Source organism: Bradyrhizobium sp. MI1.10 (assembly GCF_055811035.1).
In genome coordinates, this window is the sequence record NZ_JBVVPN010000008.1 from 195,136 (window position 1) to 221,453 (window position 26,318).

The 26,318-nt window shown below is 65.3% G+C and carries 23 protein-coding genes; 14 read left to right on the top strand and 9 right to left on the bottom strand.

Going from position 1 to position 26,318, the window contains the following annotated elements; genetic code table 11:
- Positions 1–103: 103 nt before the first annotated feature.
- The 5 genes from AC0L3K_RS11365 to AC0L3K_RS11385 form a co-directional block, all read right to left on the bottom strand.
- Positions 104–979, bottom strand: coding sequence for an alpha/beta fold hydrolase (locus AC0L3K_RS11365; RefSeq protein ID WP_473366001.1), 876 nt, complete (start codon positions 977–979; stop codon positions 104–106).
- Between the two features lie 7 nt (positions 980–986).
- On the bottom strand, positions 987–1,619 hold the full coding sequence (locus tag AC0L3K_RS11370; protein ID WP_473366002.1) for a LysE family translocator: 633 nt from the start codon (positions 1,617–1,619) through the stop codon (positions 987–989).
- 59 nt (positions 1,620–1,678) lie between these two features.
- Positions 1,679–2,935 (bottom strand): beta-ketoacyl-ACP synthase II, encoded by a 1,257-nt coding sequence (fabF, locus tag AC0L3K_RS11375; RefSeq protein WP_473366003.1) that lies wholly within the window; start codon positions 2,933–2,935, stop codon positions 1,679–1,681.
- A gap of 1 nt (position 2,936) precedes the next feature.
- On the bottom strand, positions 2,937–3,452 hold the full coding sequence (locus tag AC0L3K_RS11380; protein WP_106945105.1) for a winged helix-turn-helix transcriptional regulator: 516 nt from the start codon (positions 3,450–3,452) through the stop codon (positions 2,937–2,939).
- Positions 3,453–3,865: 413 nt separating this feature from the next.
- A complete protein-coding gene (locus AC0L3K_RS11385; RefSeq protein WP_473366004.1) occupies positions 3,866–4,873 on the bottom strand; it encodes a polyprenyl synthetase family protein in 1,008 nt (335 codons plus the stop codon).
- Between the two features lie 132 nt (positions 4,874–5,005).
- Between AC0L3K_RS11385 and AC0L3K_RS11390 the strand changes: the two genes are divergently transcribed.
- The 6 genes from AC0L3K_RS11390 to glyS all read left to right on the top strand — a co-directional run bounded on the left by AC0L3K_RS11390 (position 5,006) and on the right by glyS (position 10,682).
- Positions 5,006–5,233 carry a putative signal transducing protein gene (locus tag AC0L3K_RS11390; RefSeq protein WP_007607161.1) on the top strand — a complete coding sequence of 76 codons (228 nt, stop codon included), beginning with the start codon at positions 5,006–5,008 and terminating at the stop codon, positions 5,231–5,233.
- A complete protein-coding gene (locus AC0L3K_RS11395; protein ID WP_219684682.1) occupies positions 5,226–5,996 on the top strand; it encodes a tRNA1(Val) (adenine(37)-N6)-methyltransferase in 771 nt (256 codons plus the stop codon). The genes AC0L3K_RS11390 and AC0L3K_RS11395 overlap by 8 nt, the downstream gene beginning before the upstream one ends.
- Before the next feature lie 211 nt (positions 5,997–6,207).
- Positions 6,208–7,116, top strand: coding sequence for a S49 family peptidase (locus AC0L3K_RS11400; protein WP_219684681.1), 909 nt, complete (start codon positions 6,208–6,210; stop codon positions 7,114–7,116).
- 116 nt (positions 7,117–7,232) lie between these two features.
- Positions 7,233–7,424 (top strand): hypothetical protein, encoded by a 192-nt coding sequence (locus AC0L3K_RS11405; protein ID WP_007607173.1) that lies wholly within the window; start codon positions 7,233–7,235, stop codon positions 7,422–7,424.
- A gap of 211 nt (positions 7,425–7,635) precedes the next feature.
- On the top strand, positions 7,636–8,583 hold the full coding sequence (locus AC0L3K_RS11410; RefSeq protein WP_473366005.1) for a glycine--tRNA ligase subunit alpha: 948 nt from the start codon (positions 7,636–7,638) through the stop codon (positions 8,581–8,583).
- Entirely contained in the window at positions 8,583–10,682 is a 2,100-nt protein-coding gene (glyS, locus tag AC0L3K_RS11415) for a glycine--tRNA ligase subunit beta (RefSeq protein ID WP_473366006.1), read from the top strand. Before AC0L3K_RS11410 ends, glyS begins: the two co-directional genes overlap by 1 nt.
- Positions 10,683–10,946: 264 nt before the next feature.
- Here glyS and AC0L3K_RS11420 read toward each other — a convergent pair whose 3' ends face one another.
- Positions 10,947–11,300: a DUF1236 domain-containing protein gene (locus AC0L3K_RS11420; protein WP_007594952.1), complete on the bottom strand. Its 354-nt coding sequence runs from the start codon at positions 11,298–11,300 to the stop codon at positions 10,947–10,949.
- A 223-nt stretch (positions 11,301–11,523) separates the two neighbouring features.
- Between AC0L3K_RS11420 and AC0L3K_RS11425 the strand changes: the two genes are divergently transcribed.
- The 3 genes from AC0L3K_RS11425 (at position 11,524) to AC0L3K_RS11435 (ending at position 16,686) form a co-directional block, all read left to right on the top strand.
- A complete protein-coding gene (locus AC0L3K_RS11425) occupies positions 11,524–11,679 on the top strand; it encodes a DUF3096 domain-containing protein (RefSeq protein WP_007594951.1) in 156 nt (51 codons plus the stop codon).
- Positions 11,680–11,775: 96 nt separating this feature from the next.
- Entirely contained in the window at positions 11,776–14,730 is a 2,955-nt protein-coding gene (ppdK, locus tag AC0L3K_RS11430) for a pyruvate, phosphate dikinase (protein WP_007594947.1), read from the top strand.
- Between the two features lie 501 nt (positions 14,731–15,231).
- Positions 15,232–16,686 carry a cell wall hydrolase gene (locus AC0L3K_RS11435; RefSeq protein ID WP_473366007.1) on the top strand — a complete coding sequence of 485 codons (1,455 nt, stop codon included), beginning with the start codon at positions 15,232–15,234 and terminating at the stop codon, positions 16,684–16,686.
- Between the two features lie 62 nt (positions 16,687–16,748).
- On the opposite strand, the gene nadC is transcribed toward AC0L3K_RS11435, so the two are convergent.
- From nadC to nadA, 3 genes are all read right to left on the bottom strand, one after another.
- A complete protein-coding gene (gene nadC / locus AC0L3K_RS11440) occupies positions 16,749–17,627 on the bottom strand; it encodes a carboxylating nicotinate-nucleotide diphosphorylase (protein ID WP_473366008.1) in 879 nt (292 codons plus the stop codon).
- Positions 17,628–17,638: 11 nt separating this feature from the next.
- The gene (locus tag AC0L3K_RS11445) at positions 17,639–19,246 is read right to left on the bottom strand and encodes an L-aspartate oxidase (protein WP_473366009.1); all 1,608 of its coding nucleotides are present in this window, start codon (positions 19,244–19,246) and stop codon (positions 17,639–17,641) included.
- 200 nt (positions 19,247–19,446) lie between these two features.
- On the bottom strand, positions 19,447–20,553 hold the full coding sequence (nadA, locus tag AC0L3K_RS11450; protein WP_473366010.1) for a quinolinate synthase NadA: 1,107 nt from the start codon (positions 20,551–20,553) through the stop codon (positions 19,447–19,449).
- Positions 20,554–20,882: 329 nt separating this feature from the next.
- On the opposite strand from nadA, the gene AC0L3K_RS11455 reads away from it, so the two are divergent.
- The 5 genes from AC0L3K_RS11455 (at position 20,883) to AC0L3K_RS11475 (ending at position 26,232) form a co-directional block, all read left to right on the top strand.
- Positions 20,883–22,136, top strand: coding sequence for an MFS transporter (locus AC0L3K_RS11455; protein WP_473366011.1), 1,254 nt, complete (start codon positions 20,883–20,885; stop codon positions 22,134–22,136).
- 40 nt (positions 22,137–22,176) lie between these two features.
- On the top strand, positions 22,177–23,163 hold the full coding sequence (acuI, locus tag AC0L3K_RS11460; RefSeq protein ID WP_219684675.1) for an acrylyl-CoA reductase (NADPH): 987 nt from the start codon (positions 22,177–22,179) through the stop codon (positions 23,161–23,163).
- 112 nt (positions 23,164–23,275) lie between these two features.
- Complete coding sequence (locus AC0L3K_RS11465; protein WP_007594937.1) at positions 23,276–23,875, top strand: hypothetical protein; 600 nt, start codon at positions 23,276–23,278, stop codon at positions 23,873–23,875.
- Positions 23,876–24,039: 164 nt separating this feature from the next.
- A complete protein-coding gene (locus AC0L3K_RS11470; RefSeq protein WP_007594936.1) occupies positions 24,040–24,291 on the top strand; it encodes a DUF6894 family protein in 252 nt (83 codons plus the stop codon).
- Positions 24,292–24,498: 207 nt separating this feature from the next.
- Positions 24,499–26,232 carry a methyl-accepting chemotaxis protein gene (locus AC0L3K_RS11475; RefSeq protein WP_473366012.1) on the top strand — a complete coding sequence of 578 codons (1,734 nt, stop codon included), beginning with the start codon at positions 24,499–24,501 and terminating at the stop codon, positions 26,230–26,232.
- The last annotated feature ends 86 nt before the right edge of the window (positions 26,233–26,318 follow it).

Sequence of the window (26,318 nt, forward strand, 5' to 3'; positions counted from 1 at the left end):
CCGTCGTGGCGGCTCGGGGGTTTTCCTTTGCGTGTTCGGGTGTTGGGGGGGGGGGGGGGCGGGGGCCCTCCCCCCCCCCCCCCCCCGGGCTACGGCAGTTGAGCTAGCCGCCGCTTTCCTCCGCCAGCCCGAGAAACTTCCGGATCTCACCCAACACCTCCTGCGGCTTGTCATGCTGCAGCCAGTGGCCGGCCCCGGCGATGGTCTCGACGCGCGCCTGCGGGAAGTAGCGCTCCAGGCCTGCTGCCCTCGCGCCAGCCAGAAAGCTTTCGCCGGCATTCAAGAGCAGCGTCGGACAGGTGATGCGCGACCACAGCGCGATGTGATCGTCCGGCCAGAGCCGGTGCGGCGCAGAGGCGCGCTGGTAGGGATCGAACTTCCAGCTATAGGTGCCGTCCTCGTTCTGCCGCGCGCCGTGAGTGGCGAGATGCAGCGCGAGGTCGCGGGACAGCCGCTTGTTGTGAAGGACCATCTGCGCCGCGGCGTCTTCGAGAGTCGAATAGCGGCGCGGTGCGCGGTCGTGCAGCTTGTCGAGCTGACCGACCCATTTGCCGATCCGCTCATGCACCGGCGGTTTTGGTGTATCCGGCAGCATTGTCACGCCGTCGAGCACGACCAGCTTCGAGACCTGTTCGGGGAATGACCCTGTAAAGATCAGGCTGACCATGCCGCCCATGGAATGGCCGATGAGAGTGACTTGAGGCGCTGCGATGGCACGGACGAGCTGGGTCAGATCGTACACATACTCCGTCAGCGCGTAGCTGCCGCCTTTGGTCCAGTCGGAATCGCCGTGACCGCGCAGGTCGGGTGCGACCACGTGAAAATGCGGCTGCAGCGATCGGGCGATGACGTCCCAGCTCCGGCAGTGATCGCGGCCGCCATGGACCAGGACGGCGACGGGCGCGCCGTCATTGGCCCAGTCGACGTAGTGCAGCCGCAGGCCGTGAGACTCGTACGTGCGGCTTTGCGGGGCGAGCATGGTGGCGCTATCCATTCGCGGGCCGCCGCGCCAGTGCGAGCGACAGGCCCAGCCCTGCAATGAAGACGCCGGAGCCCTGGGTGAGACGTCGCATCAGCTGCGGCCTTCCGATCAACTGCGTGCGTGTCGCGGAGGCCATCAGCACCACCACGATGTCGGCGAGCGTGTTCAGCGTCACCGAGATCGCGCCCAACGCAATGAATTGCAGCGTCGGGTTCGATCCCGCCGGGTCAAGGAACTGCGGAATGAAGGCGAGGAAGAATGCTGCGGTCTTCGGGTTCAGCGCCTCGACCAGCACGCCGTCGCGAAAGGCGCGCTTGTCGCCGACTGGCTCGCTGTCGAATGACAGTGCGCGGCCAGCGTTGCGAAAAGTCCTGATGCCGAGCCAGACCAGATAGAGTGCGCCGACGAATTTCACGGCGGCAAACAGCTCGGCGCTGGCGAGGATGATCGCGGAGATGCCGAGGCTGCCCGCGACCACATGAACCAGCCCGCCGAGCGCGGTGCCCGCGGTCGATGTAAAACCGCTGACGCGCCCTTCCGACAAGGTCCGTGCCGCGACGTAGAAAATGCCGGGGCCGGGAACGGCGGCGATGAGACAAGCGGCGGCCAGGAACAGCCAGAAATTCGTGTTGATCATCCTGCTTTTGGTAGCGATGCTTGCCGCGATTGCAAGGCCCGTCGTTGCAAGGCCGTCGTTTAGCCCATCCGGCGGAAGATCACGCTGGCATTCACCCCGCCGAACCCGAACCCGTTGGAGATGGCGTTGAGCATCGGCATCGGCCGGGCCGCGCCGGCGACGATGTCGATGCCGTCAGCGGCGGGATCAGGGTTTTCGAGATTGAGCGTCGGCGGCGCGATCTGGTCGCGCAGGGCGAGCACGGTGAAGACCGCTTCCAGCCCACCCGCGGCGCCGAGCAGATGGCCGGTGGCCGATTTGGTCGCGCTCACGGCGATGCCGCGGTGACGACCGAACAGCGCGGCAATCGCGCCAAGCTCGCTCTCGTCGCCGGCCGGCGTCGACGTCGCATGCGCGTTCAGGTGCTGCAAATCCGCGGGCGCAAGCTTGGCCTGCCGGAGCGCGATCTCCATGGCGCGTCGGGCGCCGTCGCCGTCAGGCGGGCCCGATGTCATGTGATAGGCGTCCGCGGTCGTGCCGTATCCGACAATCTCCGCGATCGGCGTCGCGCCGCGCGCCAACGCATGCTCCAGCTCCTCGATCACGAGGATGCCGGCGCCTTCACCCATGACAAAACCGTCGCGGTCGCGGTCGAACGGGCGCGAGGCGCGCGCGTCATTGAACCCGCTCGACAGTGCGCGCGCCGCGGCAAAGCCGCCGAGGCTGACGATGTCGATGCAGGCTTCGGTACCGCCACAGATCGCCACATCAGTCTCGCCCGCGCGGATCATGCGCGCGGCATCTCCGATCGCCTGAACGCCGGCGGCGCAGGCCGTGACCGGTGTGCCCAGCGCTCCCTTGTAGCCGTATTTGATCGAGACGTGGCCGGCGGCGAGATTGGCGAGGAAGGAGGGGATCGTGAACGGCGACAGCCGGCGCGGGCCGCGCTGTTCGGTGATGCGCACCGCCTCCGCCATGGCCGGAAAGCCGCCGACGCCGGAGGCGATGATCGTCGCGGTTCGTTCCTGTGCTGCCGCGTCTTGCGGCGTCCAGCCGGCCTGCGCAACCGCCTCTGCGGTGGCGAGCAGCGCGAACAGGATGAAGCGGTCCATCTTGCGCTGATCTTTCGGTGCGGCGGCCTGCGCGGGATCGAAGCCGCCGTCTGCGTCATCGGCCTTGTCGGGCACGAGGCCGGCAATGCGCGCGGGCAGCGCCTGCGACCATTCCGGCAGCGGGCGCAGCCCGCTTTGACCGGCCAGCAGCCGGCGCCACGACAGCTCGACACCGCAGCCAAGCGGCGACACCGCGCCCATTCCCGTCACGACGATACGACGCATGTCAGTCTCCAGCCGGCGCGACGGCCGGGTTCATGGCTTTGAGCGAGGTCAGCCGTTTGCGCATGACACGGCTGGCGCGGGGGCCGGCGATGATGACCGCATTGGTAAGCGTGATCGGCTGCATGTCGGCGGCATCGACCACGACCGGATTGAACGGACGACGATCGTGCCGGTTCGCGAGCAGGATGGCTTCGCCCTTCGGGGCGAGATGCTTGTTGCCCCAGGCGAGCAGGGTTGCGACCACGGGGAAGAAGTCCCGGGCCTTGTCGGTCAGCACATATTCGTAGCGCGGCGGTCGTTCGTGATAGCGGCGGCGGACGAACATGCCGCTTTCGGTGAGATGGGCCAGCCGCCGCGACAGGATGTTCGGCGCGATCCCGAGGCTTTGCGAAAATTCGTCGAACTTCGTCGCGCCCTGGAACGCATCGCGCAGGATCAAGATGCTCCACCATTCGCCGACCGTCTCCACGGCGCGGCCAACCGGACATTCCAGGATGGAAGGGGATTTGGGCTGCATGATTCGAAAGTAGGGATGTAACTTTCAAAATGCAAGTGACAAGGGCAACTTCCCCGCACGAGAGGACGAGGTGCGGGACTGCAAAACTATCTCCGTGATCCGGATGCGAGTTGGCGAGCGACGCCTGCGCCCCTTGCACCGTCATTGCGAGCGGAGCGAAGCAATCTAGAGTCCCTCTGCGAAAGGATTCAAGATTGTTTCGCTGCGTTCACAGTGATGCTGTTGATGCAGTGGTGGCGCTACCTCAACGATGTCGTCCCGGCGAAGGCCGGGACCCATAGCCACGACTGTTGTTGTGGTGCACGATCGTTGCCACAGACGCTAAGACAACGCTGACCGGGGTAATGGGTCCCGGCCTTCGCCGGGACGACACTGAGGGTATGGCTACCAGCAAGCGCTAAGGATGCGGAGCCCTAATGCGACCGTGCCAGACAGAACGCCACGACCTGCTCCAGCGCGCTCTTCATCGGCGATGCGGGGAACAGCGCCAGCGCGTCCACCGCCATGGCGCCGTAGTGCTGGGCGCGGCTGCGCGTGTCGTCGAGCGCACGATGCTTGTTCATCAACCCGATGGCGTGGTCGAGGTCGGTGTCGCCGATTTCGCCGCGCTCGAGCGCGCGGATCCAGAAGGCGCGCTCGGTGTCGTTGCCGCGGCGGAAGGCGAGCACGACGGGCAGCGTGATCTTGCCCTCGCGGAAATCGTCGCCGGTATTCTTGCCGAGCTTCGCGCTCTTGCCGCCATAGTCGAGCACGTCGTCGACGAGCTGGAAGGCGATGCCGAGATTCATGCCGACCGAGCGGCAGGCGGTCTGCTCCGCCTTCGGACGATTGGCGATCACGGGGCCGACCTCGCAGGCGGCCGCGAACAGCTCGGCGGTCTTGCCGCGGATGACGGCGAGATATTCGTCCTCGGTGGTCGCGGTGTTCTTGGCGGCGGCAAGCTGCATCACCTCGCCCTCGGCGATGGTGGCGGCGGCCGCGGAGAGAATGTCGAGCGCGCGGAGCGAGCCGACCTCGACCATCATGCGGAAGGCCTGGCCGAGCAGGAAGTCGCCGACCAGCACGCTTGCCTCATTGCCCCAGAGCATGCGCGCCGACAGCTTGCCGCGGCGCATCTCGCTTTCGTCGACGACGTCGTCATGGAGCAGGGTGGCGGTATGCATGAACTCGACGCTGGCGGCGAGCTTGATATGGCCGTCGCCGGTGTAGCCGGCGAGGTTGGCCATGGCCAGCGTCAGCATCGGCCGCAGGCGCTTGCCCCCGGAGGAGATCAAATGGTTGGCGACCTCCGGGATCATGGTCACGTCCGAACCGGTCCGCGACAGGATCGTGGCGTTGACGCGCTCCATGTCACCGGCGACAAGGGCAACCAGCTCTTCGATCGACGCGCCGGGAGTTTCGAAAGGTACGATGACGGCCACGCCGGTCTCCAATATTTGCCCCGGAAGGGCTATTCTGATGGAAAGACAATAGAAACTGGACGGGGATGCGGCAAGGGCCGTGGAACCATTGACATTTGGCGCTTAATCCCCGTCAGGCAGGAGGCTTGTGTTTTGCGAGAACTGGTTCGGACCAACGATATGGTGCTGGTGTCGGCGATCGGCGCGCTGCTCGACGGCGCCAACATCCATCATCTGGTGCTGGACCAGAACATGAGCATCATCGAGGGCTCGCTCGGCATTTTGCCGCGGCGGATCCTGGTCCACGAGGACGACGCCATCGAGGCCCGGCAGCTTCTGACTGAGGCCGGCCTCAGCCACGAACTGCGCGGCGATGAGTGAAGCACTGGCAGACCTCACCGAGGACGCCTTTCTCGGCGGGCAATTGCGGCTGAAGCAGAAGCGGTCCGGCCATCGCGCCGGGCACGATGCCATTCTGCTCGCGGCGGCGACGGAGGCGAGGGCGGGCGACCGCGTCGTCGATCTCGGCGCCGGCATCGGCACAGCCGGGCTTGCGTTGGCTCGGCGCGTTCCCGGGATCAAGCTCGGCCTGGTCGAGATCGATCCCGAGCTGGCGGAGCTTGCGCGCGTCAATGCGGCAGCGAATGCGATTGCCGCCGAGACGATCGTGCTCGACGTCACCGCGGACGCACAGGCCTTCGCGGCCAGCGGGCTCGCGCCCGACAGCGTCGACGTGGTGCTGACGAACCCGCCCTTCAACGATCCCGCTCGCCATCGCGGCTCGCCCGACCAGGCGCGCCAGATCGCGCATGTGGCGACGGATGAGACGCTGAATGCCTGGGTACATGCGGCGCGCCGCATCCTCCGCTCGAATGGTGCGCTGACATTGATTTGGCGCGCAGATGGGATCACGGAGGTTTTGGCAGCGCTGTCTCGCGGCTTCGGCAGTCTCGCGATTCTGCCGGTTCACGGTGAAGCCGGGCGGCCCGCGATCCGCGTGCTGGTGCGCGCGGTCAAGGGCGGGAGGGCCCCGGCGCGATTGTTGCCGAGCCTCATGCTCAACGAGGAGTCACGCGTTCCTAAAAAAGAGGTGATGGATATTCTGGAGGGGAGGGCGATTCTACCCCTGGTGGAACCGTGCTGAGCTATTGCGGAAGCGATTCCGACTGGTGCTCTTGCGGAGTCGTCAGGCGGATCGCCATGAATAGCGCACCGATCAGCAGCATCAGCAGATAGATTTTCATGGTGTTCTCCGCTGGCCCATTGCAGCCTCTCAACGGGGTTTTTGCAAAACACGTTCCGGGCCCTTCCAATGACAGTCGCGTGATAAGAAATGGTTAATCAGAGGTAACGGCATGGCCGAACAATTGAACGATCGTGAGAGTTCCGGCCTGGCCGACAAGCTCATGCAATATCTGCCGGCGCGCTTCCGTCCCGGCACGGCCGTGGTGCCGGTGGTGCGGCTGTCCGGTGTGATCGGCGCGGTGACGCCGCTGCGTCCGGGTATGACGCTCGCGACCGTTTCGCGGGTGCTGGAGCGGGCGTTTTCGACGCGCAACGCCAAGGCGGTGGCGCTGGTGATCAATTCGCCCGGCGGCTCGCCGGTGCAGTCGCGCCAGATCTACCTGCGCATCAAGCAGCTCGCGGCGGAGAAGAAGCTGCCGGTGCTGGTGTTCGTCGAGGACGTCGCGGCCTCCGGCGGCTACATGATCGCCTGCGCCGGCGACGAGATCATCTGCGATCCGTCCTCGATCCTCGGTTCGATCGGCGTGGTCGGCGGCAGTTTTGGTTTCCAGGAGGCGATCAAGCGGCTCGGCATCGAGCGGCGCCTCTACACCGCCGGTGCGCACAAGGCGATGCTCGACCCGTTTCTCCCTGAAAACCCCGACGACGTCGCCAAGCTGAAGGCGCTCCAGCGCGAGATCCACCAGATCTTCATCGCGCTCGTGAAGGAGAGCCGCGGCGCGCGGTTGAAGGGCTCCGACGACACCCTGTTCACGGGCGAATACTGGGCCGGCGAGAGTTCGATCGCGCTGGGGCTCGCCGACAGCATCGGCGATCTCCGCTCAACTCTTCGTGCCCGCTATGGCGAGAAGGTTCTCACCCCCGTGATTGCCCAGCCGACCGGTCTGCTCTCCAGCCTTTTGGGCCGGAAATCGCCCGGCGCGGGGCAGCTTTCGGCCCTGGAATCGATAGCCGGCCTGCCGGACGACCTGATCTCGGCGGTCGAGACGCGCGCGATCTGGGCGAAATTCGGGTTCTAGACGGAGCCCCTCCGCGCCATTTGGTCCCAAGGAGACTTGAGGCTGAGCCAATTGCGGCGCGGCCCGGTCTGCGCAAGAATGCGCGTGGGGGCTGAGCATTGAACAAGGATCGACCGATGCCGCCGTTCGTCGCTTTCGCGGGCGTCTTGGGCGGGCTTGCCGTGGTCCGCTGGGCCTACAAGACCGCCGTCAGGATCAACCAGGAGCTGGAGGAGATGCGCCTCTCACGCGTCGCCGAGGCCGCCCATAGGGGGGCCGTCCAGACGCTGAAGCAGGATCCCGTGACCGGAGCCTATCGGCCGGGCTAGCTGGCGTCTTTCCATACGCCGTCATTCCGGGGCGATGCGAAGCATCGAACTAGGGTGCGCAGTTGCGCACCTGAGAAGCTCGAGATTCCGGGTTCGCCCTTCGGGCGCCCCGGAATGACAGCCCATTTCAACCCCCCTTTGCCTTGATTCCCACCCCTGCCGTCGATACGGTCCCGCGCGATTCAACCCCCCGCGAGAGCCCGATCTGACGATGGACGCCTCCTTGCCCGCCCATATGCGCCCTGAACGCTCGTTCCAGGGCTTTATCCTCGCGCTCCAGCGGTTCTGGGCCGAGCAGGGCTGCGTGATCCTGCAGCCCTACGACATGGAGATGGGTGCGGGCACCTTCCATCCGGCGACCACGCTCCGCGCGCTCGGGCCAAAGCCCTGGAACGCGGCCTATGTGCAGCCCTCGCGGCGGCCCAAGGACGGCCGCTACGGCGAGAATCCCAACCGGCTGCAGCACTACTACCAGTTCCAGGTGATCATGAAGCCGTCGCCGCCGAACCTTCAGGATCTGTACCTGAAGTCGCTGGCCGCGATCGGCATCGATTCCGCCGTGCACGACATTCGCTTCGTCGAGGACGACTGGGAGAGCCCGACGCTGGGCGCCTGGGGCCTCGGCTGGGAGTGCTGGTGCGACGGCATGGAGGTCAGCCAGTTCACCTATTTCCAGCAGGTTGCGGGTGTCGAATGCGCGCCGGTCGCGGGCGAGCTTACCTACGGGCTCGAGCGGCTCGCGATGTACGTGCAGGGCGTCGATCGCGTCTACGACCTGAACTTCAACGGCCGCGAAGGTGACGCCAAGGTCACCTATGGCGATGTCTTCCTGCAGGCCGAGCGGGAATATTCGAAGCACAATTTCGAAGTGGCCGACACCGCGATGCTGTTCGAGCAGTTCAAGATGGCGGAATCTGCCTGCCGGAAATATCTCGAGGCAGGTTGGCAAAAAAATTCGGAGTCCGGCAAGCGCGAGGCCCATCTGATGTCGCTGCCGGCCTATGACCAATGCATCAAGGCAAGCCATGTGTTCAACCTGCTCGACGCGCGCGGCGTGATCTCGGTGACCGAGCGGCAGAGCTACATTCTTCGCGTGCGCGAATTGGCAAAGGCTTGCGGCGAGGCCTGGATACACACCGAAGCCGGTGGAGCGGCCTGATGCCTGATTTGTTGCTTGAACTGTTCTCCGAAGAAATCCCCGCGCGCATGCAGGCGAAGGCGGCGGAGGACCTGCGCCGCATGGTCACCGACAAGCTCGTCGCCGAAGGCCTCGTCTACGAGGGCGCGAAGGCGTTCGCGACGCCGCGCCGCCTCGCGCTCACCGTGCACGGCATCCCTGCGCGCCAGCCTGACCTGAAGACCGAACGCCGTGGACCGAAGATCGGCGCGGCCGATGCTGCCGTGCAGGGTTTTCTGAAAGCGACGGGTTTGACGTCGCTGGACGAGGCCAAGATCCAGCGCGACCCGAAGGGCGACTTCTACATCGCGCTGATCGAGAAGCCCGGCCGCGACGCCATCGACGTGCTCGCGGAAATCCTTCCCGTCATCATCCGCACTTTCCCCTGGCCGAAATCGATGCGCTGGGGCGCGCGCTCCGGCAAGCCGGGCTCGCTGAGCTGGGTGCGCCCGCTGCACGCGATCACCGCGACGTTCGGGCTCGAAACCGAAGAGCCCGACGTCGTGAAATTCGCGGTCGATGGCATCGAGGCCGGCCAGACCACCCACGGCCATCGCTTCATGGCGCCGGATGCGATTTCCGTGCGCCGCTTCGAGGATTACGAAGCGAAGCTGAAGGCGGCAAAGGTCATCCTCGATCCGCAGGCCCGCAAGGACATCATCTTTGCCGACGCCAAGGAACTGACCTTCGCGCAAGGGTTCGAACTGGTCGAGGACCAGGTACTGCTCGATGAGGTTTCGGGCCTGGTCGAATGGCCCGTCGTCATGATGGGATCGTTCGAAGCGGAATATCTCGCGATTCCCGACGAGGTGATCCGCGCCACCATCCGCAACAACCAGAAGTGCTTCGTCGTCAAAGATCCCAAGACGGGCAAGCTGACCAACAAGTTCGTCCTCACCGCCAACATCGAGGCGCCCGACGGCGGCAAGACCATCGTCGCCGGCAATGAACGCGTGATCCGTCCGCGCCTGTCGGATGCGAAGTTTTTCTATGAGACGGATTTGAAGACGAAGCTGGAAGACCGGCTGCCGAAGTTCGAGCAGATCGTGTTTCACGAGAAGCTCGGCACACAGGCTGAACGCATCAAGCGGATCGAACGTCTCGCCGCCGAGATAGCGCCGCTGGTCGGCGCTGATGTCGCAAAGGCCACGCGGGCCGCGCATCTGGCGAAGGCGGATTTGCTGACCGAAGTCGTCGGCGAATTCCCCGAGGTGCAGGGCCTGATGGGCAAGTACTACGCGCTGGGCCAGGGCGAGGACGCCTCCGTCGCCGCCGCCTGCGAAGAGCACTACAAGCCCCAAGGTCCTGCCGATCGTGTGCCGACCGATCCGGTCAGCGTCGCGGTGGCGCTCGCGGACAAGCTCGACACGCTGGTTGGCTTCTGGGCGATCGACGAAAAGCCGACGGGCAGCAAGGACCCCTATGCGTTGCGTCGCGCGGCGCTAGGTGTGATCAGGCTGATCGCTGAGAACGCACTGCGTCTGTCCATCATGAAGATGGCGGCGTCCGCACTCGCCGGCTTGTCCTTGAAGCCTGCCGATGCGCAGAAGCTTCCGAGCGACCTGCTTGCTTTCTTCGCAGACCGGCTGAAGGTTCAACTCCGCGAGCAGGGCGCGCGGCACGATCTGGTCGATGCCGTGTTCGCGCTCGGCGGCCAGGACGATCTCTTGATGATCGTTCGCCGCGTCGAGGCGCTCGGCAAGTTTCTCGAGACCGACGACGGCAAGAACCTGCTCGCCGGTATCAAGCGCGCCAGCAATATCCTCGGCATCGAGGAGAAGAAGGATAAGCGCACGTTCGACGGCGCGCCCGATGCTGCACTCTACGGCCTCGGCGAGGAGAAGGCGCTGGCCAAGGCGATCGGCGAAGTGAAGGCGGAAGCCAGCGCTGCTGTCGCGAAGGAAGACTTCGCTGCCGCGATGAGTGCGATGGCCAAGCTACGCCCGCCGGTCGATGCGTTCTTCGAGAAAGTTCGCGTCAACGACGAGGATGCGAAGGTGCGCGAAAACCGCCTGAAGCTGCTCAACGAGATCCGCAGCGCCACGCGTGCGGTGGCGGATTTCTCGAAGATCCAGGATTGACCTCGTGCCCCGGACGCGGCGCAGCGCTTCTTAGCGGTGCGCTGCAGAGCGGGGCCCATGCCGCCGCAAAAGATTCTGGGTCCCGGCTCTGCGCCGCAACGCAACGCGCTGCGTCGCGTCCGGGACACGAGAGCACGCACACACGAAGCACAAAAAGCCCCGCCCGGCGGGGGGAGGACCGGGCGGGGCCTGATGTCCGACTCTACTGCTCGCGTCAGCCTGATTGATGTGACGCGCCGGACACCTAGTCGATCCCTGAAGACGCTAGTCCATCACCTCGACGATGCGCCGCGAGCGCGGCTCGACCAGCACGGTCTCGCCGTTCACGACGGTGTAGCGATAGGTGGTGGCGCCGAAACGTTGCGGCACGTCATAATAGGTCACGCCGCTTTCAGGTAAGGTGGCACCGACCACCACGCGATCCGGGATGCGGAAAGCCGGCACACGTTGTTCGACGACATAGTCGCGGAACGCCGGCCGCTGCTCGACCGCAATGGTCGGACCGCTGTCGACGACGACGGGTGCGCGTCCCACTGTGACGCTGCTTTGCGCCTGCGCCGCAAGGGGCGAGCCGATCGCGGCCGCGAGCGCTGCAAGAGCAAGAATCCTGTTCCGCATGGGCAACTCCTTCGAGAAGGTTTTCGGGAAGCGCCAATGGCGCGACCGGTTGCCAATGCATGCGTCTTCGCGATGTTCCGGAAAACGGCCGCCGCATTCGCGGCATTTTCGGGCAGTTTTCGCGAAGCCGGGAACTCGCGCCCGCCCAGTGCGTCTCTACCCGCGGAACCTAGTCCGCTATGATCCCGCCGCGATTCGCCCCCACCCCACGGAAAGAAAGTTCATGCACATCACCGTCGCCCATATCTCGCCGATCCTGTCGCTGCTTGCGGGTGTGCTCATCCTGATCATGCCGCGCCTGCTGAACCTGATCGTCGCGATTTTTCTCATCATAAATGGTGCGATCGGGCTCGGATTGTTGAAGTGGCTCCATCTCTAGGCCTTCATTCTACGGAACTCTTCGACTTGCGCGGACCTGCCCAAAGTGGTGTAAGGCCCGCGATTACCCATTCCTCTCGCAGGTTGTGTGCAAGCTATGGCCAAAGCCGCCTCGAAAACTTCAGCGAAAATGCCAGCGAAATCAAAGTCCTCTGCCAAGGCGAAAGCCGCGCCGGCGGCCCGCAAGGCACTTGCCAAGCGCGCCCCGAAGCCCGTGGCCAAGGCTGCTGCCAAGCCGGCTGTGAAGCCTGCGGCCAAGGCCGTTTCCAAGGCTGTTGCGAAGGCGCCGAAGAAGCCGGTTGCGCCGAAGGTCGCCGCGAAGTCGGTACCGAGCAAGGCTGCTTCAACCAAGGCGGCGCCTGTTGCGGCCAAGGCCGGCAAGTGGGTGTTCACGTTCGGGGACGGCAAGGCCGAGGGCAAAGCGGAGATGCGCGACCTGCTCGGCGGCAAGGGCGCCAACCTCGCCGAGATGGCCAATCTCGGCCTGCCGGTGCCTCCGGGCTTCACCATCCCGACCTCGGTCTGCACCTATTTCTACGCGCACGACAAATCCTACCCCAAGGAATTGAAGTCGCAGGTTGAGAAGGCGCTCGACCATGTCGGCAAGTTGACCGGCAAGATCTTCGGCGATTCCAGGAACCCGCTGCTCGTCTCCGTGCGTTCCGGCGGCCGCGCCTCGATGCCGGGCATGATGGACACCGTGCTCAATCTCGGCCTCAACGACGAAACCGTGGAAGCGCTGTCGGAACTGTCGGGCGATCGCCGCTTCGCCTATGACAGCTATCGCCGCTTCATCACCATGTATTCGGACGTGGTGCTCGGCTTCGAGCATCATCATTTCGAGGAAATCCTCGACACCTTCAAGGACAGCCAGGGCTACACGCTCGACACCGATCTCACCGCCGACGACTGGGTCGATCTGGTCGGCAAGTACAAGGACGCGGTCGCGCGCGAAACCGGCAAGGATTTTCCGCAGGATCCGCACGACCAGCTCTGGGGCGCCATTGGCGCGGTGTTTTCATCCTGGATGAACGCGCGCGCGGTGACCTACCGCAGGCTGCACGACATTCCGGAATCCTGGGGCACCGCGGTCAACGTGCAGGCCATGGTGTTCGGCAACATGGGCGAGACCTCGGCGACCGGCGTTGCCTTCACGCGCAATCCCTCGACCGGCGAGAGCAAGCTCTACGGCGAGTTCCTGATCAACGCGCAAGGCGAGGACGTGGTGGCGGGCATCCGCACGCCGCAGGACATCACCGAGGAAGCGCGCAAGGACTCGGGCTCCGACAAGGCGTCGATGGAATCGGCGATGCCGGAAGCCTTCAACGAGCTGACCCGGATCTACACGCTGCTCGAGAAGCACTACCGCGACATGCAGGACATGGAGTTCACGGTCGAGCAGGGCAAGCTCTGGATGCTGCAGACCCGCGGCGGCAAGCGCACCGCGAAAGCGGCGCTGCGCATCGCGGTCGAGCTCGCCAATGAAGGCCTGATCACCAAGAAGGAAGCGGTGACGCGGATCGACCCCGCCTCGCTCGATCAGCTGCTGCATCCGACCATCGACCCCAATGCCAAGCGCGACGTGATCGCGACCGGCCTGCCGGCCTCGCCGGGTGCGGCCTCCGGCGAGATCGTGTTCTCCTCGGACGAGGCGGCCAAGCTTCAGGCCGACGGTCGCAAGGTGATTCTGGTCCGGATCGAGACCAGCCCCGAGGACATCCACGGCATGCACGCCGCCGAAGGCATCTTGACCACCCGTGGCGGCATGACCTCGCATGCTGCGGTGGTCGCGCGCGGCATGGGCAAGCCCTGCGTCTCCGGTTGCGGCACCATCCGCGTCGATTACGGCCGCGGCACCATGAGCATCGGCTCGCGCACCTTCAAGACCGGCGACGTCATCACCATCGACGGCTCGCTCGGCCAGGTGCTCGCCGGCCGCATGCCGATGATCGAGCCCGAGCTGTCCGGCGAGTTCGGCACGCTAATGAAATGGGCCGACCAGGTCCGTAAGATCGGCGTGCGCGTCAACGCGGACACGCCGGAAGACGCGCACACCGCGATCAAGTTCGGCGCGGAAGGCATCGGCCTGTGCCGTACCGAGCACATGTTCTTCGAGGAGACGCGCATCCGCACGGTGCGCGAGATGATCCTCTCCGAGGACGAGCAGTCGCGCCGCGCTGCGCTGGCAAAGCTGCTGCCGATGCAGCGCGCCGACTTCGTCGAGCTGTTCGAGATCATGAAGGGTCTGCCCGTCACGATCCGCTTGCTTGATCCGCCGTTGCACGAGTTCCTGCCGCACACCCATGCCGAGGTCGAGGAAGTGGCGCGCGCCATGAACACCGACCCGCGGCGCCTGGCCGACCGCGCGCGCGAGCTGTCGGAGTTCAACCCGATGCTCGGCTTCCGCGGCTGCCGTATCGCGATCGCCTATCCCGAGATCGCCGAGATGCAGGCGCGCGCGATCTTCGAAGCGGCAGTCGAGGCCGAGAAGCGCACCGGCAAGGCCGTCGGCCTCGAGGTGATGGTGCCGCTGATCGCCACCAAGATGGAGCTCGACCTCGTCAAGGCGCGCATCGATTCCACCGCGAAGGCGGTGATGCGCGACACCAACACCAAGCTGACCTACCAGGTCGGCACCATGATCGAGCTGCCGCGCGCCTGCCTGCTCGCGGCCGAGATCGCGGAGAGCGCCGAGTTCTTCTCGTTCGGTACCAACGACCTCACGCAGACGACCTACGGCATCAGCCGTGACGATGCCGCGAGCTTCCTCGGCACCTACGTGTCCAAGGGCATCCTGCCGATCGATCCCTTCGTCGCGCTCGACCAGGAAGGCGTCGGCGAGCTCGTCAAGATCGGCGTCGCACGCGGCCGCAAGACGCGCGCCTCGCTCAAGGTCGGCATCTGCGGCGAGCACGGCGGCGATCCCGCCTCCGTCGCCTTCTGTCACGCGATCGGCCTCGACTACGTCTCCTGCTCGCCCTACCGCGTCCCGATCGCCCGCCTCGCCGCCGCGCAAGCCGCGCTCGGCAAGGCGGTTGCGAGCCAGGCATAAGCGACGAGTTGAAATGTTGAGAACGAAAGAGGCGGGGGCTAAACCCCGCCTCTTTTGTTTGGAGCGATGCTCTCGCCACGCCGCCATTGCGATCACCGCACACTCGCTGTCATCGCCCGGCTTGACCGGGCGATCCAGTACGCCGAGACGTTAGTGCTTGAACGCAGAAGCCGCGGCGTACTGGATGCCCCGCCTTCGCGGGGCATGACAGCTACTGTTGATGTGGCGATGGGACCGAACCTATCGCGTCCCGTAATGACACGTGCGAGCAAGAGTTCCTTCACCATTCGCGTTGACCAATTGTTTACCGCGTCGCGTGAGGGCGCATTTACCAATGCGCATCATCGCCCCGTGAAAACACCTGCGATTGCTTGCGTGTGCCGCATGCGCAACGCCGATTAACGCCCCGGCAACCTAAATTAGATACTCACGATAAAGATCGAATTGCACGGATGTACTGCGGCTCGATTTTTCTAGCGTAAGCGTAGCGTGAGCGTATCGATGTTTTTGTTGCGTACCCATCCGAAGGGCGCGCGGTTCGCGTCCTTCGGCATCGGTCTCTGCATCTTCGCATTGATGCCGAGAGAGACCGGCTATCAGGACATTGCCTCGCTGCTGGCGCGCCAACCCGGCGTCGCGGAGCGTTGGCAGAAGCAGGTATTCTCTGCTGCGTCCTCCATACAGCTGGCCACTTACAGTTTTTCCCGGCCGATCGGCACTTCGGCTCCGCAGAGCGCGATGGTTCGTCTCGCGAGCCTCGACGGCCGCGACGTCACCGGCGCGATCAGCCGCAATCCGGCGCTGCAGGCGCCGCCGCGCTACCAGGCCGCCGATTTTCCCAAGGTCGATCGCTCGATGAAGGGTGACCGCCTCGCAACGGTCACACCGACGCAGGCTCCCGAAGCGGGCGCGCCGACGGCAGCGCCGACGCAGGAAGATCCCGCGACGTCGAACAGCTCGGTGTTCGGCGCCAAGACCGTCGCGCTGCCACAGGCGATGTCGCCGGAGTCCGCGGCCGCGCTCGATCCCGAACTCGCGGAGGCGCTGCGCGCGCCGCCGCTGCCGCAATACACCAATGCGCCACAGGCCAGCGACGCCGCGCGCTCGATCGCGCTCCAGCCGCTCGAAGCGCTGAAGCAGGCCACCATTCCGGCTGCACCGCCGCGCGATCCGTTCCGCGTCAAGACCTCGAACCTATTCTTCGGCAGTTCCTCGCTCGGCGGCAATGTCGAGAGCATCGAGAGCTGGCAACCGGGTGCGGAGCCGCTGATCGTGATGCCCGACCCCGACATGAAGGTGACGGCCTCGCTGTCGCCGCCGTCGGAGGATATTGCGAAGGATATCGAAAGCGGCGAGAGCGTCGCGCCGAAGGGTGAGGTCAACGTCGACAACCAGCGCGCCAGATCGCCGGCGGAACGGCTCGCGCTCGACGACAAGTCGCGCGCGAAGTCCGAAAAATGCCTCGCGGAGGCCGTCTATTTCGAGTCCCGCGGCGAAGCCGTGCGCGGTCAGATGGCGGTTGCGCAGGTGGTGATGAACCGCGTGTTCTCCGGCAAATATCCGGACACGGTGTGCGGCGCCGTCTATCAGAACAAGCACCGGCATCTCGCCTGCCAGTTCACCTTTGCCTGCGACAACAATGCCGACGTGATCCGCGAGCCCGAGATGTGGGAGCGTGCGAAAAAGATCTCGAAGGCCATGCTCGACGGCCAGATCTGGCTGCCCGAGGTCGGCAAGTCCACGCACTACCACGCCTACTGGGTGCGCCCGTCCTGGGTCGCCGAGATGAAGAAGATGTACAAGACCGGCGTCCACACCTTCTATCGCCCACGCGCCTGGGGCGACGGCAGCGAGGAACCGAGCTGGGGCACGCCGGCGCAGACCGCCGCGCTCTCCGCCGAACTCACCCAGGAAGCCAAGAGCTCCGCCGAGATGGGCACGACCGAGCGAAGGTAGGCGTTCACAAGAATTCGTTATGCCCGGGACAAGCCCGGCCATGACGGAGAGGGAAGTCCGCCTCACATCTCGATATCCAGCGCGCAGTCGAAATTCGGCGCCGAATGCGTCAGTGCGCCGGATGAGGCGTAGTCGACGCCGGTCGCCGCGATGGCTGCGATCGAGCCCAGGGTGACGCCGCCGGATGCCTCCAGCTTGAGGCGTCCCTCGTTGATCCCAACGGCCTCGCGCAGCGTCGCAATGTCCATGTTGTCGAGCAGCACGGCGTCGGCAAGGCCGGTGTCGAGCACCTCGCGCAACTGCGTCAGCGTGTCGACCTCGATCTCGATCTTGACGAGATGGCCGGCATGGGCGCGGGCGCGCTCCAGCACGGGGCGGATACCGCCGGCGACCGCGACGTGGTTGTCCTTGATCAGGATCGCGTCGTCGAGCCCGAAGCGGTGATTGAAGCCCCCGCCGCAACGTACCGCGTATTTCTCCAACGCCCGTAATCCCGGCGTGGTTTTTCGCGTGCAGCAGATCCGCATCCGGGTGCCCTCGGTGCGCGCAACATAGTCCGCCGTGAGCGTCGCAACGCCTGACAGGCGGCCGACGAAATTCAGCGCGGTCCGCTCCGCCGTGAGGATGGCGCGTGCCGGCCCCGAGATCGTCAGCACCTGCTGCCCGCGGGCGACGCGCGCAGCGTCGCGAACATGTGCGCGTATCTCGATGTCGGGCGAAAGCCTTTGCAGGGTGGCGAGCGCCAGCGCCAAGCCGGCGATCACGCCGGATTGCCGTGCGACCAGGATCGCTTGCGCCTTCGTTGCCTCGGGGATCGTCGCAAGCGAGGTGATGTCGCCGGCGCGGCCGAGATCCTCGTCGAGCGCGCGCAGCACGGCCTCGTCGAGCGCGAGCGGGGAGAGGAAGGCGTCGGGATAGAGCAGAGAGAGCGGGGTGATCATGGCAGACTCCATCAGGCGATCAGGGCTTGCGCGGTGCGCGGTGTCGGGCGTTCGCTCAGGCTGTCCGCGATCTCGCGCACTGCTGCGAGCGTCGTCATCGTGCGTTGCGCGAGCGCGGGCACGTCCGCGGCATGGTCGGAACGGAAATGCGCGCCGCGGCTCTCGCGCCGGTTCCAGGCCGACGCCGCCGCGAGCAGGGCTGCCGTTGCCATGTTGCGGACCGCGATGCTCGCGGCCTCGCATTCGAGCGCGGCGAAGCTGTGGACCGCCTCCGCAAGCCCCTCACCATTGCGGATCACGCCGACATGCGCGCTCATCAGCGTCCGCAGCCGGTTCACGTCCGCAGCATCCGGCGCGCCGTCCTGCGGCGTCGGCACGTCCGCAAGGCGTGCGGGCGAGGGAGTGGTGCGGCCGGCGATGTCGTCGGCGATGCGCGCGGCGTAGACCACGGCCTCCAGCAGCGAATTCGACGCAAGCCGGTTCGCGCCATGCGCGCCGGTGGACGACACTTCGCCGCCGGCCCAGAGCCCGTCGATCGAGCTGCGGCCGCGATCGTCCACCGCGATGCCGCCCATGTGATAGTGCGCCGCCGGTGCGATCGGGATGGCCTGCGTGGCGGGGTCGATGCCGGCGGCGATGCAGCTTGCATGAACGGTCGGGAACCTGTCGGCAAAACGTGCGCCCAGCGCCTGCCGCGCATCGAGGAAGGCGCCGCGCCCGGCCGAGATCTCCGCGAACACGCCGCGGGCCACGATGTCGCGCGGTGCGAGCTCGGCGAGCGGATGGCGCGCCGCCATGAAACGCTCGCCACGGCCGTTGATCAGCGTCGCGCCTTCGCCGCGCAGGGCTTCCGTGGCGAGCGGCGCGGGATCGCGGCCGACCATGATGGCGGTCGGGTGAAATTGCACGAATTCGGGATCTGCAATGACCGCGCCGGCGCGTGCGGCGATCGCAAGGCCGGATCCGCTGGCCTCGCGCGGATTGGTGGTGACGGCATAGAGATGGCCGATGCCGCCGGTGGCGAGCACCACCGTCCGCGCAGCGAGGAGGACCGGCCGTGCGGCGTAATTGCGGACTTCGCGCAGTTGAAGGCCGATGACAGCGCCGTCCTCGGTCAACAGCGCTTCGGCGACAAAGCCTTCGATCAGCCGGATCGATGGTGTGCGCCGCACGGCCTCGCTCAGGGCTGCGATGATGGCGGCGCCCGCGCCGTCGCCGCGCACATGGACGATACGCCGCGCCGAATGTGCGGCCTCGCGCCCGACGGCGAGCCTGCCTTCGAGATCGCGGTCGAACGGCACGCCATAGGCGAGAAGATCGTGAATCCGCGGCGCGGCCTCGCGCGCGATTTCCAATGCGACAGCTTCGTCGACGATGCCGCCGCCAACGGCGATCGCATCCGCGGCGTGCGCTTCCGGCGTATCGCCTTCAGCTATTGCGGCGGCGATGCCGCCTTGCGCCCATGCGGATGACGCGCCCTGTCCGAGCGGCGCGGCCGAGATCAATGTCACCGGCCGCGGCGCGAGCTTCAATGCGCAAAAGAGTCCGGCGAGACCGCCGCCGACGATGACGACATCGTCGGCGCTGCGGGCGAGAGGGTGGATGGTGTTTGTTGTCATAGCTTTCTCCAAGCTCTCAGCTGTCGTCCCGGCCTAGTGCGCAATTGCGCACGGGGGGCCGGGACCCATACTCCGCAGCAGCTGTTGTTTGGCTCAGCTGCCTGACGCTGTTCTTTGCAACCGGCGGCGTTCGGTGGTTATGGGTCCCGGCCCCCCGTGCGCAATTGCGCACTAGGCCGGGACGACCGCTGTGTGTGTTGCTAGTTCTTCAGATTGATCATCCGCTCGACCGAGCGCCTTGCGCGGTCCGCAAGCGTGGGATCGATCGTGACCTCGTCGCGAAGCGTCAGCAGGCTCTCCAGAATGTTGGCGAGCGTGATGCGCTTCATGTGCGGGCAGATGTTGCAGGGACGCAGCATCTCCACATCGGGCAGCTCGGCGCGCACATTGTCGGCCATCGAGCATTCCGTGATCATCACCAGCCGCCGCGGCCGCCGCTCGCGCACCCAGTTGATCATGTGCGCGGTCGAGCCCGTGAAGTCGGCCTCGGCCAGCACGTCCGGCGGGCATTCGGGATGGGCGATGATCTGAACGGAGGGATCGGCCTCGCGGTAGCTGCGCAGCTCGGCGCCGGTGAAACGCTCGTGCACCTCGCAGGCGCCCTTCCAGGCAATGATCTTCACGTCGGTCTTCGAGGCCACGTAAGTGGCGAGATAGCGGTCGGGCAGGAAGATCACGCTGGGCGCGCCGAGGCTCTCGACCACCTGAACCGCGTTCGACGAGGTGCAGCAGATATCGACCTCGGCCTTCACCTCCGCGGAGGTGTTGACATAGGCAACGACAGGCACGCCGGGAAATTTGTCGCGGAGCAGGCGAACGTCGGCGCCGGTGATGCTGGCGGCGAGCGAGCAGCCGGCGCGAGTATCAGGGATCAGCACCGTCTTGTCCGGATTGAGCAGTTTCGACGTCTCCGCCATGAAGTGCACGCCGCACTGGACGATGATGCCGGCCTTCACCCTGGTGGCTTCGACCGCGAGCTGGAGCGAATCACCGCCGATGTCGGCGACGCAGTGGAAGATCTCCGGCGCCTGGTAATTGTGCGCGAGGATCACCGCGCCCCGCGCTTTCTTGATCTCGTTGATCGCCTTGATCGTCGGGGCCATCAGCGGCCATTCGATCGGCGGGATCACATCTTTCACGCGCTCGTAAAGCGGTGAGGTGGCTCGCTCGACCTCCGGCGTCCATTCCAGTGAAGGCATCGGCAGCGGAGGTCCGGTTCGCGCCTGCCCGGGCCGTGCCGGCGAGATGACGTGGCCCTGCGGCCGGTTGGCAAAGTCGTCGGGGCCGTAAATTCCAGTTAGCGGCATCCAAGCCTCCCGAGTATGTCAGTTGTACTCAATTTGAGTATATTTATGGCCTGAGAAATCCGGCCGAGCGGCCGGTCGACTGTCAATATGCTCAACTTGAGTAAATCATAGATAACACGGCGCGCGGCGGGCCGCCAGATGTCGCCGCACACATTTCCGTCAAGTCAGGTGCCCGGCGCGTCGGGCTAGGCCGCGAGGAAATGCAATGCTCCCGCGTCAGCTCTTCGCGGAATGCAATCGTTTTTGACTTGGGGTTTTCATGCAGATGCATTAAACGAGCTGACTCGCGGCTGCCATTTGCGAATCCGCGACGACGCACGAGGAACAGCATGTCGGCACAAATTGGCGAGCTCGGTTCGGTCTCCCGTTCCTCCTCCTGGCGCACGCCGGCGATTATCATTCTCTGCGGCTGCGCGATCGGGATGCTCGGCTTCGGGCCGCGCTCGGCGCTGGGTTTCTTCGTACAGCCGATGAGCCATGAATATGCCTGGGGCCGCGACGTGTTCGGCCTCGCGATCGCGTTTCAGAATTTGCTGTGGGGACTGGGCCAGCCCGTCGCCGGCGCGGTCGCCGATCGCTTCGGCCTGTTTCGGGTGATGTGCGTCGGCGCTCTGCTCTATGCCGGCGGCTTGCTCCTGATGCGCTATTCCTCGACGCCGCTGTCGCTCAACATCGGCGCTGGCGTCATGGTCGGCTTTGGTCTCGCCGGCTGCTCGTTCAATCTGGTGCTGTCGGCATTTACCAAGCTCTTGCCGGCCGAGAAGCGCGGACTTGCGCTTGGCGCCGGCACTGCGGCGGGATCGTTCGGGCAGTTCCTGTTCGCGCCGATCGGTGTGGCCCTGATCGACAATTTCGGCTGGCAGCAGGCGCTCACCGTGTTCGGCTTCCTGATGCTGCTGATCATCCCGCTGGCGCTGGCGCTCTCGACGCCGCCGGTCGCAAGCACGGCAAACGCGGCGCCTGCGGACCAGCAGACCTTCACCAAAGCGCTCGCGGAAGCCTTCGGCCATCGCTCCTACGTGCTGCTTGTGCTCGGCTTCTTCACCTGCGGCTTCCAGCTTGCCTTCATCACGGTGCATCTGCCGGCCTTCCTGGTCGATAACGGGATCTCCACGCAAATCGGTGGCTGGGTGATCGCGGCGATCGGCCTGTTCAACATCATGGGATCGCTCAGCGTCGGCTATCTCCAGAACTCACTTCCCAAGCGCTACATCCTCTCGAGCATCTATTTCACCCGCGCGCTTGCGACGTTTGCCTTCATCTCGTTCCCGATCACGCCATTCTCGGCGATTGCGTTCGGCGCGGTCTCCGGCCTGACCTGGCTGTCGACCGTGCCGCCGACCTCGGCGCTGGTCGCGATCATGTTCGGCACGCGCTGGTTCGCCACCCTCTATGGCTTCGCCTTCGTCAGCCATCAGGTCGGCGGCTTCCTCGGCGTCTGGCTCGGCGGCATTGTGTTCGAGCGGTTCGGTTCCTACACGCCGATCTGGTGGCTCTCGATCCTGTTCGGCGTGCTCTCGGCGCTGATCAATCTTCCGATCGTGGAAAAACCGGTCCAGCGGGCGGTTGCGCAGCCTGCCTGATCGGCTAAACATCCCCTGAAACAAGTCAGGGAGTTTTGCTGTGGCGACGTTCAAGGCGATCCGGATCGACAAGGCGGACAAGGGCACCACCGCGCAGCTCACGCAGTTCGACGAAGCCGAGCTGATGGAGGGCGACGTCACCGTCCGCGTGGAATGGTCGACATTGAACTACAAGGACGGCCTTGCGCTCACCGGCAAGGCGCCGGTGGTGCGCCGCTTTCCGATGATTGCCGGCATCGATTTCGCCGGCACCGTCGAGCAGTCCTCGCATCCGCAGTGGAAGGCGGGCGATAAAGTGGTCTGCACCGGCTGGGGCATGGGGGAGACCCATCTCGGCGCCTATGCCGAGAAGGCGCGGGTGAAAGGCGACTGGCTGGTCGCTCTTCCGCAGGGCCTGTCGGCGCGCGACGCCATGGCGATCGGCACCGCCGGCTTCACCGCGATGCTGTCCGTGCTGGCGCTGGAGAAGCACGGAGTGTCGCCGAACAGCGGTCCGGTCGTGGTGACAGGCGCGGCGGGCGGCGTCGGCTCGGTTGCGACCGCCGTGCTCTCGAAGCTCGGCTATCACGTCATCGCCTCCACGGGACGTGCGTCCGAAGCGGACTATCTGAAAGAGATCGGCGCGACTGAGGTGATCGACCGCAACGAATTGTCAGCGGCCGCCAAGCCCATCGCCAAGGAGCGCTGGGCGGGTGGCGTCGACAGCGTCGGCTCGACCACGCTCGCAAATCTCCTGTCGATGACAAAGTATGGCGGCGCGATCGCGGCCTGCGGCTTGGCGGCCGGCATGGACCTGCCGTCTTCCGTCGCGCCCTTCATTTTGCGCGGGGTGTGCCTTCTCGGCATCGATTCCGTGATGTGCCCGATCGAGCCGCGGAAAGCCGCCTGGCAGCGCCTGGCGTCCGATCTGGATCGGACAAAACTAGCTGAAATTACTCACGAAATTCCGCTTTCCGAAGTTCCGGAGTGGGGCGCGAAAATCCTGGCCGGCCAGGTCCGCGGTCGCACCGTTGTAAAAATTCTCTAACGGCGTTCAGACTTTACCAACCATGCTGCTTCAATGTCGCCATGGTTAGTATGGTAAGCAGCGGGTAAAGAGATAAGGCATAGCCCGCTGCGGGGTTGGTTCGGAGTTGAGCATGCTTGCGCGTATTGTGTTGGGGGCGGTCACGGCGGTAGCGACGTTTGCGCCGGCCATTGCTGGAAGCATGAACGCCGATGAGGCGCGCCGCTTCGTCGCCGGGAAGGTGTTTGCTTTCACCTGCTTTGACGGCACCCGCGGGGCTGGCCGCATCATGGACGACCTCGGCGCCGCCGGCGCCGTGCAGTTCTCGGGTGCAGGTCCGGTGAAACATCTCCGTCTGCCCGGCAACACGCTTCAGATCCGCGGCCAGAACGTCTGCGCCTCGATCAAGGGCATTCCGTTCGAGCCCTGTTTCAATCTTGAAAAGACCGACGATCGCAGTTTCCGCGGCTCGGTGTCGGGGATGGGCTTTGCCTATTGCGACTTCCATCACCAAGGCGGCAACCAGATGCTGATGGCGCGCGCCGTCGCGCGGCCGCGCTCGCTGCGCACCTCGGAACACACGGGTTCGGTCGGCGCGACCAACACCGAAGTCGCCGCGCGTGTCGAGACCCCGCGCGTCGAGAGCAGCCGGCTCGAGCCGGTGAAGCCGCAAGTTAAATCGGAGCCCGCCAGGGACGACGCCCCGCTGGAGCTGCGCCGCTCGACCCAGTGAGTTGGCTGCGCGGGACAGTCCGCGCACTTTGTCGTTGAGAGCTGCCATCAAACACGAAGCCGCCGCGCCGTAGTCATACGGACGGCGGCTTTCATGCGTTGGTAGCTGTTCGCGCCCCAGTTTGCGTACGGCCGGGGGGCGCGGCCCGATCAAAGGGTTCAACGATGTCGCTGTACTTCTTCCGTATCAGCACGGGCCGCTATTCCGGTGCTGCCGACCAGCCATATGAGTTCGAGGACCGCGCCGCGGCCTGGACCGAGATGACCGAAGTCTGTGCCAATTTGCTCGGCGGCATCTCACGCGGCCTGAAACAGGACGCCGAATGGCGCATGGAGCTGCTCGACGAGAACAAGGAGCCGGTGTTCCGGATCAGCCTGATCGGCGAGAGCCAGAAAGCCCTTGGTCGCACTGGCTAAAAATCGGGCATCCTACCGCCGCGTGTGGTTAACCTGTTAAGCGCGCGGACCGTGCCATTTTTCAAGGGATTTCCCGGCGAAGCCGGTATTTGTCCGGGGGCGGCCGTTAACCGGATCACCACACCTGAAGCTCAGTTTTTAGGCAAGGGCGATCAACGCCGAGGGCGGCCGACAATGACTTGGCCGCGCATCCCGGGAAACGCCCTCATGTCGAGACTCATCCAGAATCTACAAATTGGTACCAAGCTCGCGCTCGCTTCGGTGTTCGGCGTTATTCTCGTCGGCGCCATGATCGCGAGCCAGGTCATCGGCAACAACACCGTGCGTCATTCCAACCAAGCAGCAATTGCGCAGCAGGAATTGGTGCGCGAGGCCACCGAAGCCAAGCTTGGAATACGTGGCATGCAGCTCGCTGTACGCGACATGCGTCTCGCCAACAATCAGGGTGACTTGCAAAAGGCGAGCGAGACTCTGCTGGAGCGGTCGAAAGCGCTGAACGGCGTCATCGATTCCATGCTCAGATTGACGCACTCCCCGGAAAATCGCGCGCGGATGGAGAAGCTCAGGTCTACGTCCGCCGATTACCTGAAGGGCGCACAGCAGAACGCCTCTTTTCGCAGCGAGGCCATTGCCGTTGCGGCCACGGACCCCGCGCGCGCGGCCAAGATTTCCGAGGAAGGCGCGCGCCAGATCCGTGAGGTGACGCTGCCGCTTGCGACGCAACTGGATAATTTGACCAGCGAGATCGCCGATTTCGCCAAGCACAAAGGCGAGGAAGAAATCGCTGCCGCGACCCAGGAGATGGCCGCGAGCGAGCGTCTCGGCATGGTGGTCGGTGCGTGCGCCGTGCTCGTCCTCGTGGGTTCATGGCTAATGTCCTTCCTGACCATCGCGCGGCCGATCCGCGCGCTCACGGTTGCCATGGACAAGCTCGCGGGCGGTGACTTCTCCGTGGTGCTGCCGGGCCTCGGCCGCAAGGACGAGGTTGGCGGCGTCGCCGCGTCCGTCGAGAAATTTAAGATCGTATCCGAGCAAAAGGCGCGCGAGGATGCCGAGGCCAAGATCAGGCAGGACCAGGTCGCAGCCGCGCAACGCAAGGCAGAGATGCACAAGCTCGCGAACGGCTTCGAAGCTGCCGTCGGGGAGATTGTCGACACCGTCTCCTCGGCCGCGACGGAGCTCGAAGCGTCGGCCTCGACGCTGACCTCGACGGCGGAGCGGGCACAGGAACTGACGATAGTGGTTGCTGCGGCCTCGGAGGAGGCGTCGACCAACGTGCAGTCGGTGGCGTCGGCCACGGAGGAGCTGTCGTCCTCGATCACCGAGATCAGCCGACAGGTGCAGGAATCGGCGCGGGTCGCGAGCGAGGCGGTTACCCAGGCCCGCACCACAACGGACCGTGTCGGCGAATTGTCCAAGGCGGCGGCTCGCATTGGCGACGTGGTCGAGCTGATCAACACCATCGCCGGCCAGACCAATCTGCTGGCGCTCAATGCCACCATCGAGGCCGCGCGCGCGGGCGAAGCCGGTCGTGGCTTTGCCGTGGTGGCTTCCGAAGTGAAGGCGCTGGCCGAGCAGACCGCAAAGGCGACCGGCGAAATCGGCCAGCAGATTTCGGGCATCCAGGCGGCGACGCAGGACTCGGTCGCCGCCATCAGCGCCATCAGCAACACCATCGAAAAGCTGTCCGAGATATCGTCTACGATCGCTGCGGCCGTCGAGGAGCAGGGCGCGGCGACGCAGGAGATCTCCCGCAACGTGCAGCAGGCGGCGGAAGGCACCCATCAGGTCTCGTCTAACATCACCGACGTGCAGCGCGGCGCGGGCGAAACCGGCTCGGCATCCTCGCAGGTGCTGGCAGCGGCACAGTCGCTGTCGGGCGACAGCAACCGCCTCAAGTTCGAGGTCGGCAAATTCCTCGACACCGTGCGCGCCGCCTAAGAACCTCGTTCCGGACAGTTCGGAAGACGCCCTGCCTCCTTAGGCGGGCGTTTTTGCACCCGATCGTCGCCGCGAACGTCTCGCGC

Bases quoted from the DNA above. Each gene is read 5' to 3' on its own strand.
- fabF (WP_473366003.1), bottom strand. From the start codon at position 2,935: ATGCGTCGTATCGTCGTGACGGGAATGGGCGCGGTGTCGCCGCTTGGC.
- AC0L3K_RS11370 (WP_473366002.1), bottom strand. From the start codon at position 1,619: ATGATCAACACGAATTTCTGGCTGTTCCTGGCCGCCGCTTGTCTCATC.
- AC0L3K_RS11400 (WP_219684681.1), top strand. From the start codon at position 6,208: ATGGCCGAACAATTGAACGATCGTGAGAGTTCCGGCCTGGCCGACAAG.
- AC0L3K_RS11410 (WP_473366005.1), top strand. From the start codon at position 7,636: ATGGACGCCTCCTTGCCCGCCCATATGCGCCCTGAACGCTCGTTCCAG.
- AC0L3K_RS11425 (WP_007594951.1), top strand. From the start codon at position 11,524: ATGCACATCACCGTCGCCCATATCTCGCCGATCCTGTCGCTGCTTGCG.
- ppdK (WP_007594947.1), top strand. From the start codon at position 11,776: ATGGCCAAAGCCGCCTCGAAAACTTCAGCGAAAATGCCAGCGAAATCA.
- AC0L3K_RS11365 (WP_473366001.1), bottom strand. From the start codon at position 979: ATGCTCGCCCCGCAAAGCCGCACGTACGAGTCTCACGGCCTGCGGCTG.
- AC0L3K_RS11395 (WP_219684682.1), top strand. From the start codon at position 5,226: ATGAGTGAAGCACTGGCAGACCTCACCGAGGACGCCTTTCTCGGCGGG.
- AC0L3K_RS11465 (WP_007594937.1), top strand. From the start codon at position 23,276: ATGCTTGCGCGTATTGTGTTGGGGGCGGTCACGGCGGTAGCGACGTTT.
- glyS (WP_473366006.1), top strand. From the start codon at position 8,583: ATGCCTGATTTGTTGCTTGAACTGTTCTCCGAAGAAATCCCCGCGCGC.
- AC0L3K_RS11470 (WP_007594936.1), top strand. From the start codon at position 24,040: ATGTCGCTGTACTTCTTCCGTATCAGCACGGGCCGCTATTCCGGTGCT.
- AC0L3K_RS11420 (WP_007594952.1), bottom strand. From the start codon at position 11,300: ATGCGGAACAGGATTCTTGCTCTTGCAGCGCTCGCGGCCGCGATCGGC.
- AC0L3K_RS11475 (WP_473366012.1), top strand. From the start codon at position 24,499: ATGTCGAGACTCATCCAGAATCTACAAATTGGTACCAAGCTCGCGCTC.
- AC0L3K_RS11380 (WP_106945105.1), bottom strand. From the start codon at position 3,452: ATGCAGCCCAAATCCCCTTCCATCCTGGAATGTCCGGTTGGCCGCGCC.
- nadA (WP_473366010.1), bottom strand. From the start codon at position 20,553: ATGCCGCTAACTGGAATTTACGGCCCCGACGACTTTGCCAACCGGCCG.
- AC0L3K_RS11435 (WP_473366007.1), top strand. From the start codon at position 15,232: ATGTTTTTGTTGCGTACCCATCCGAAGGGCGCGCGGTTCGCGTCCTTC.
- AC0L3K_RS11455 (WP_473366011.1), top strand. From the start codon at position 20,883: ATGTCGGCACAAATTGGCGAGCTCGGTTCGGTCTCCCGTTCCTCCTCC.
- AC0L3K_RS11445 (WP_473366009.1), bottom strand. From the start codon at position 19,246: ATGACAACAAACACCATCCACCCTCTCGCCCGCAGCGCCGACGATGTC.
- AC0L3K_RS11405 (WP_007607173.1), top strand. From the start codon at position 7,233: ATGCCGCCGTTCGTCGCTTTCGCGGGCGTCTTGGGCGGGCTTGCCGTG.
- nadC (WP_473366008.1), bottom strand. From the start codon at position 17,627: ATGATCACCCCGCTCTCTCTGCTCTATCCCGACGCCTTCCTCTCCCCG.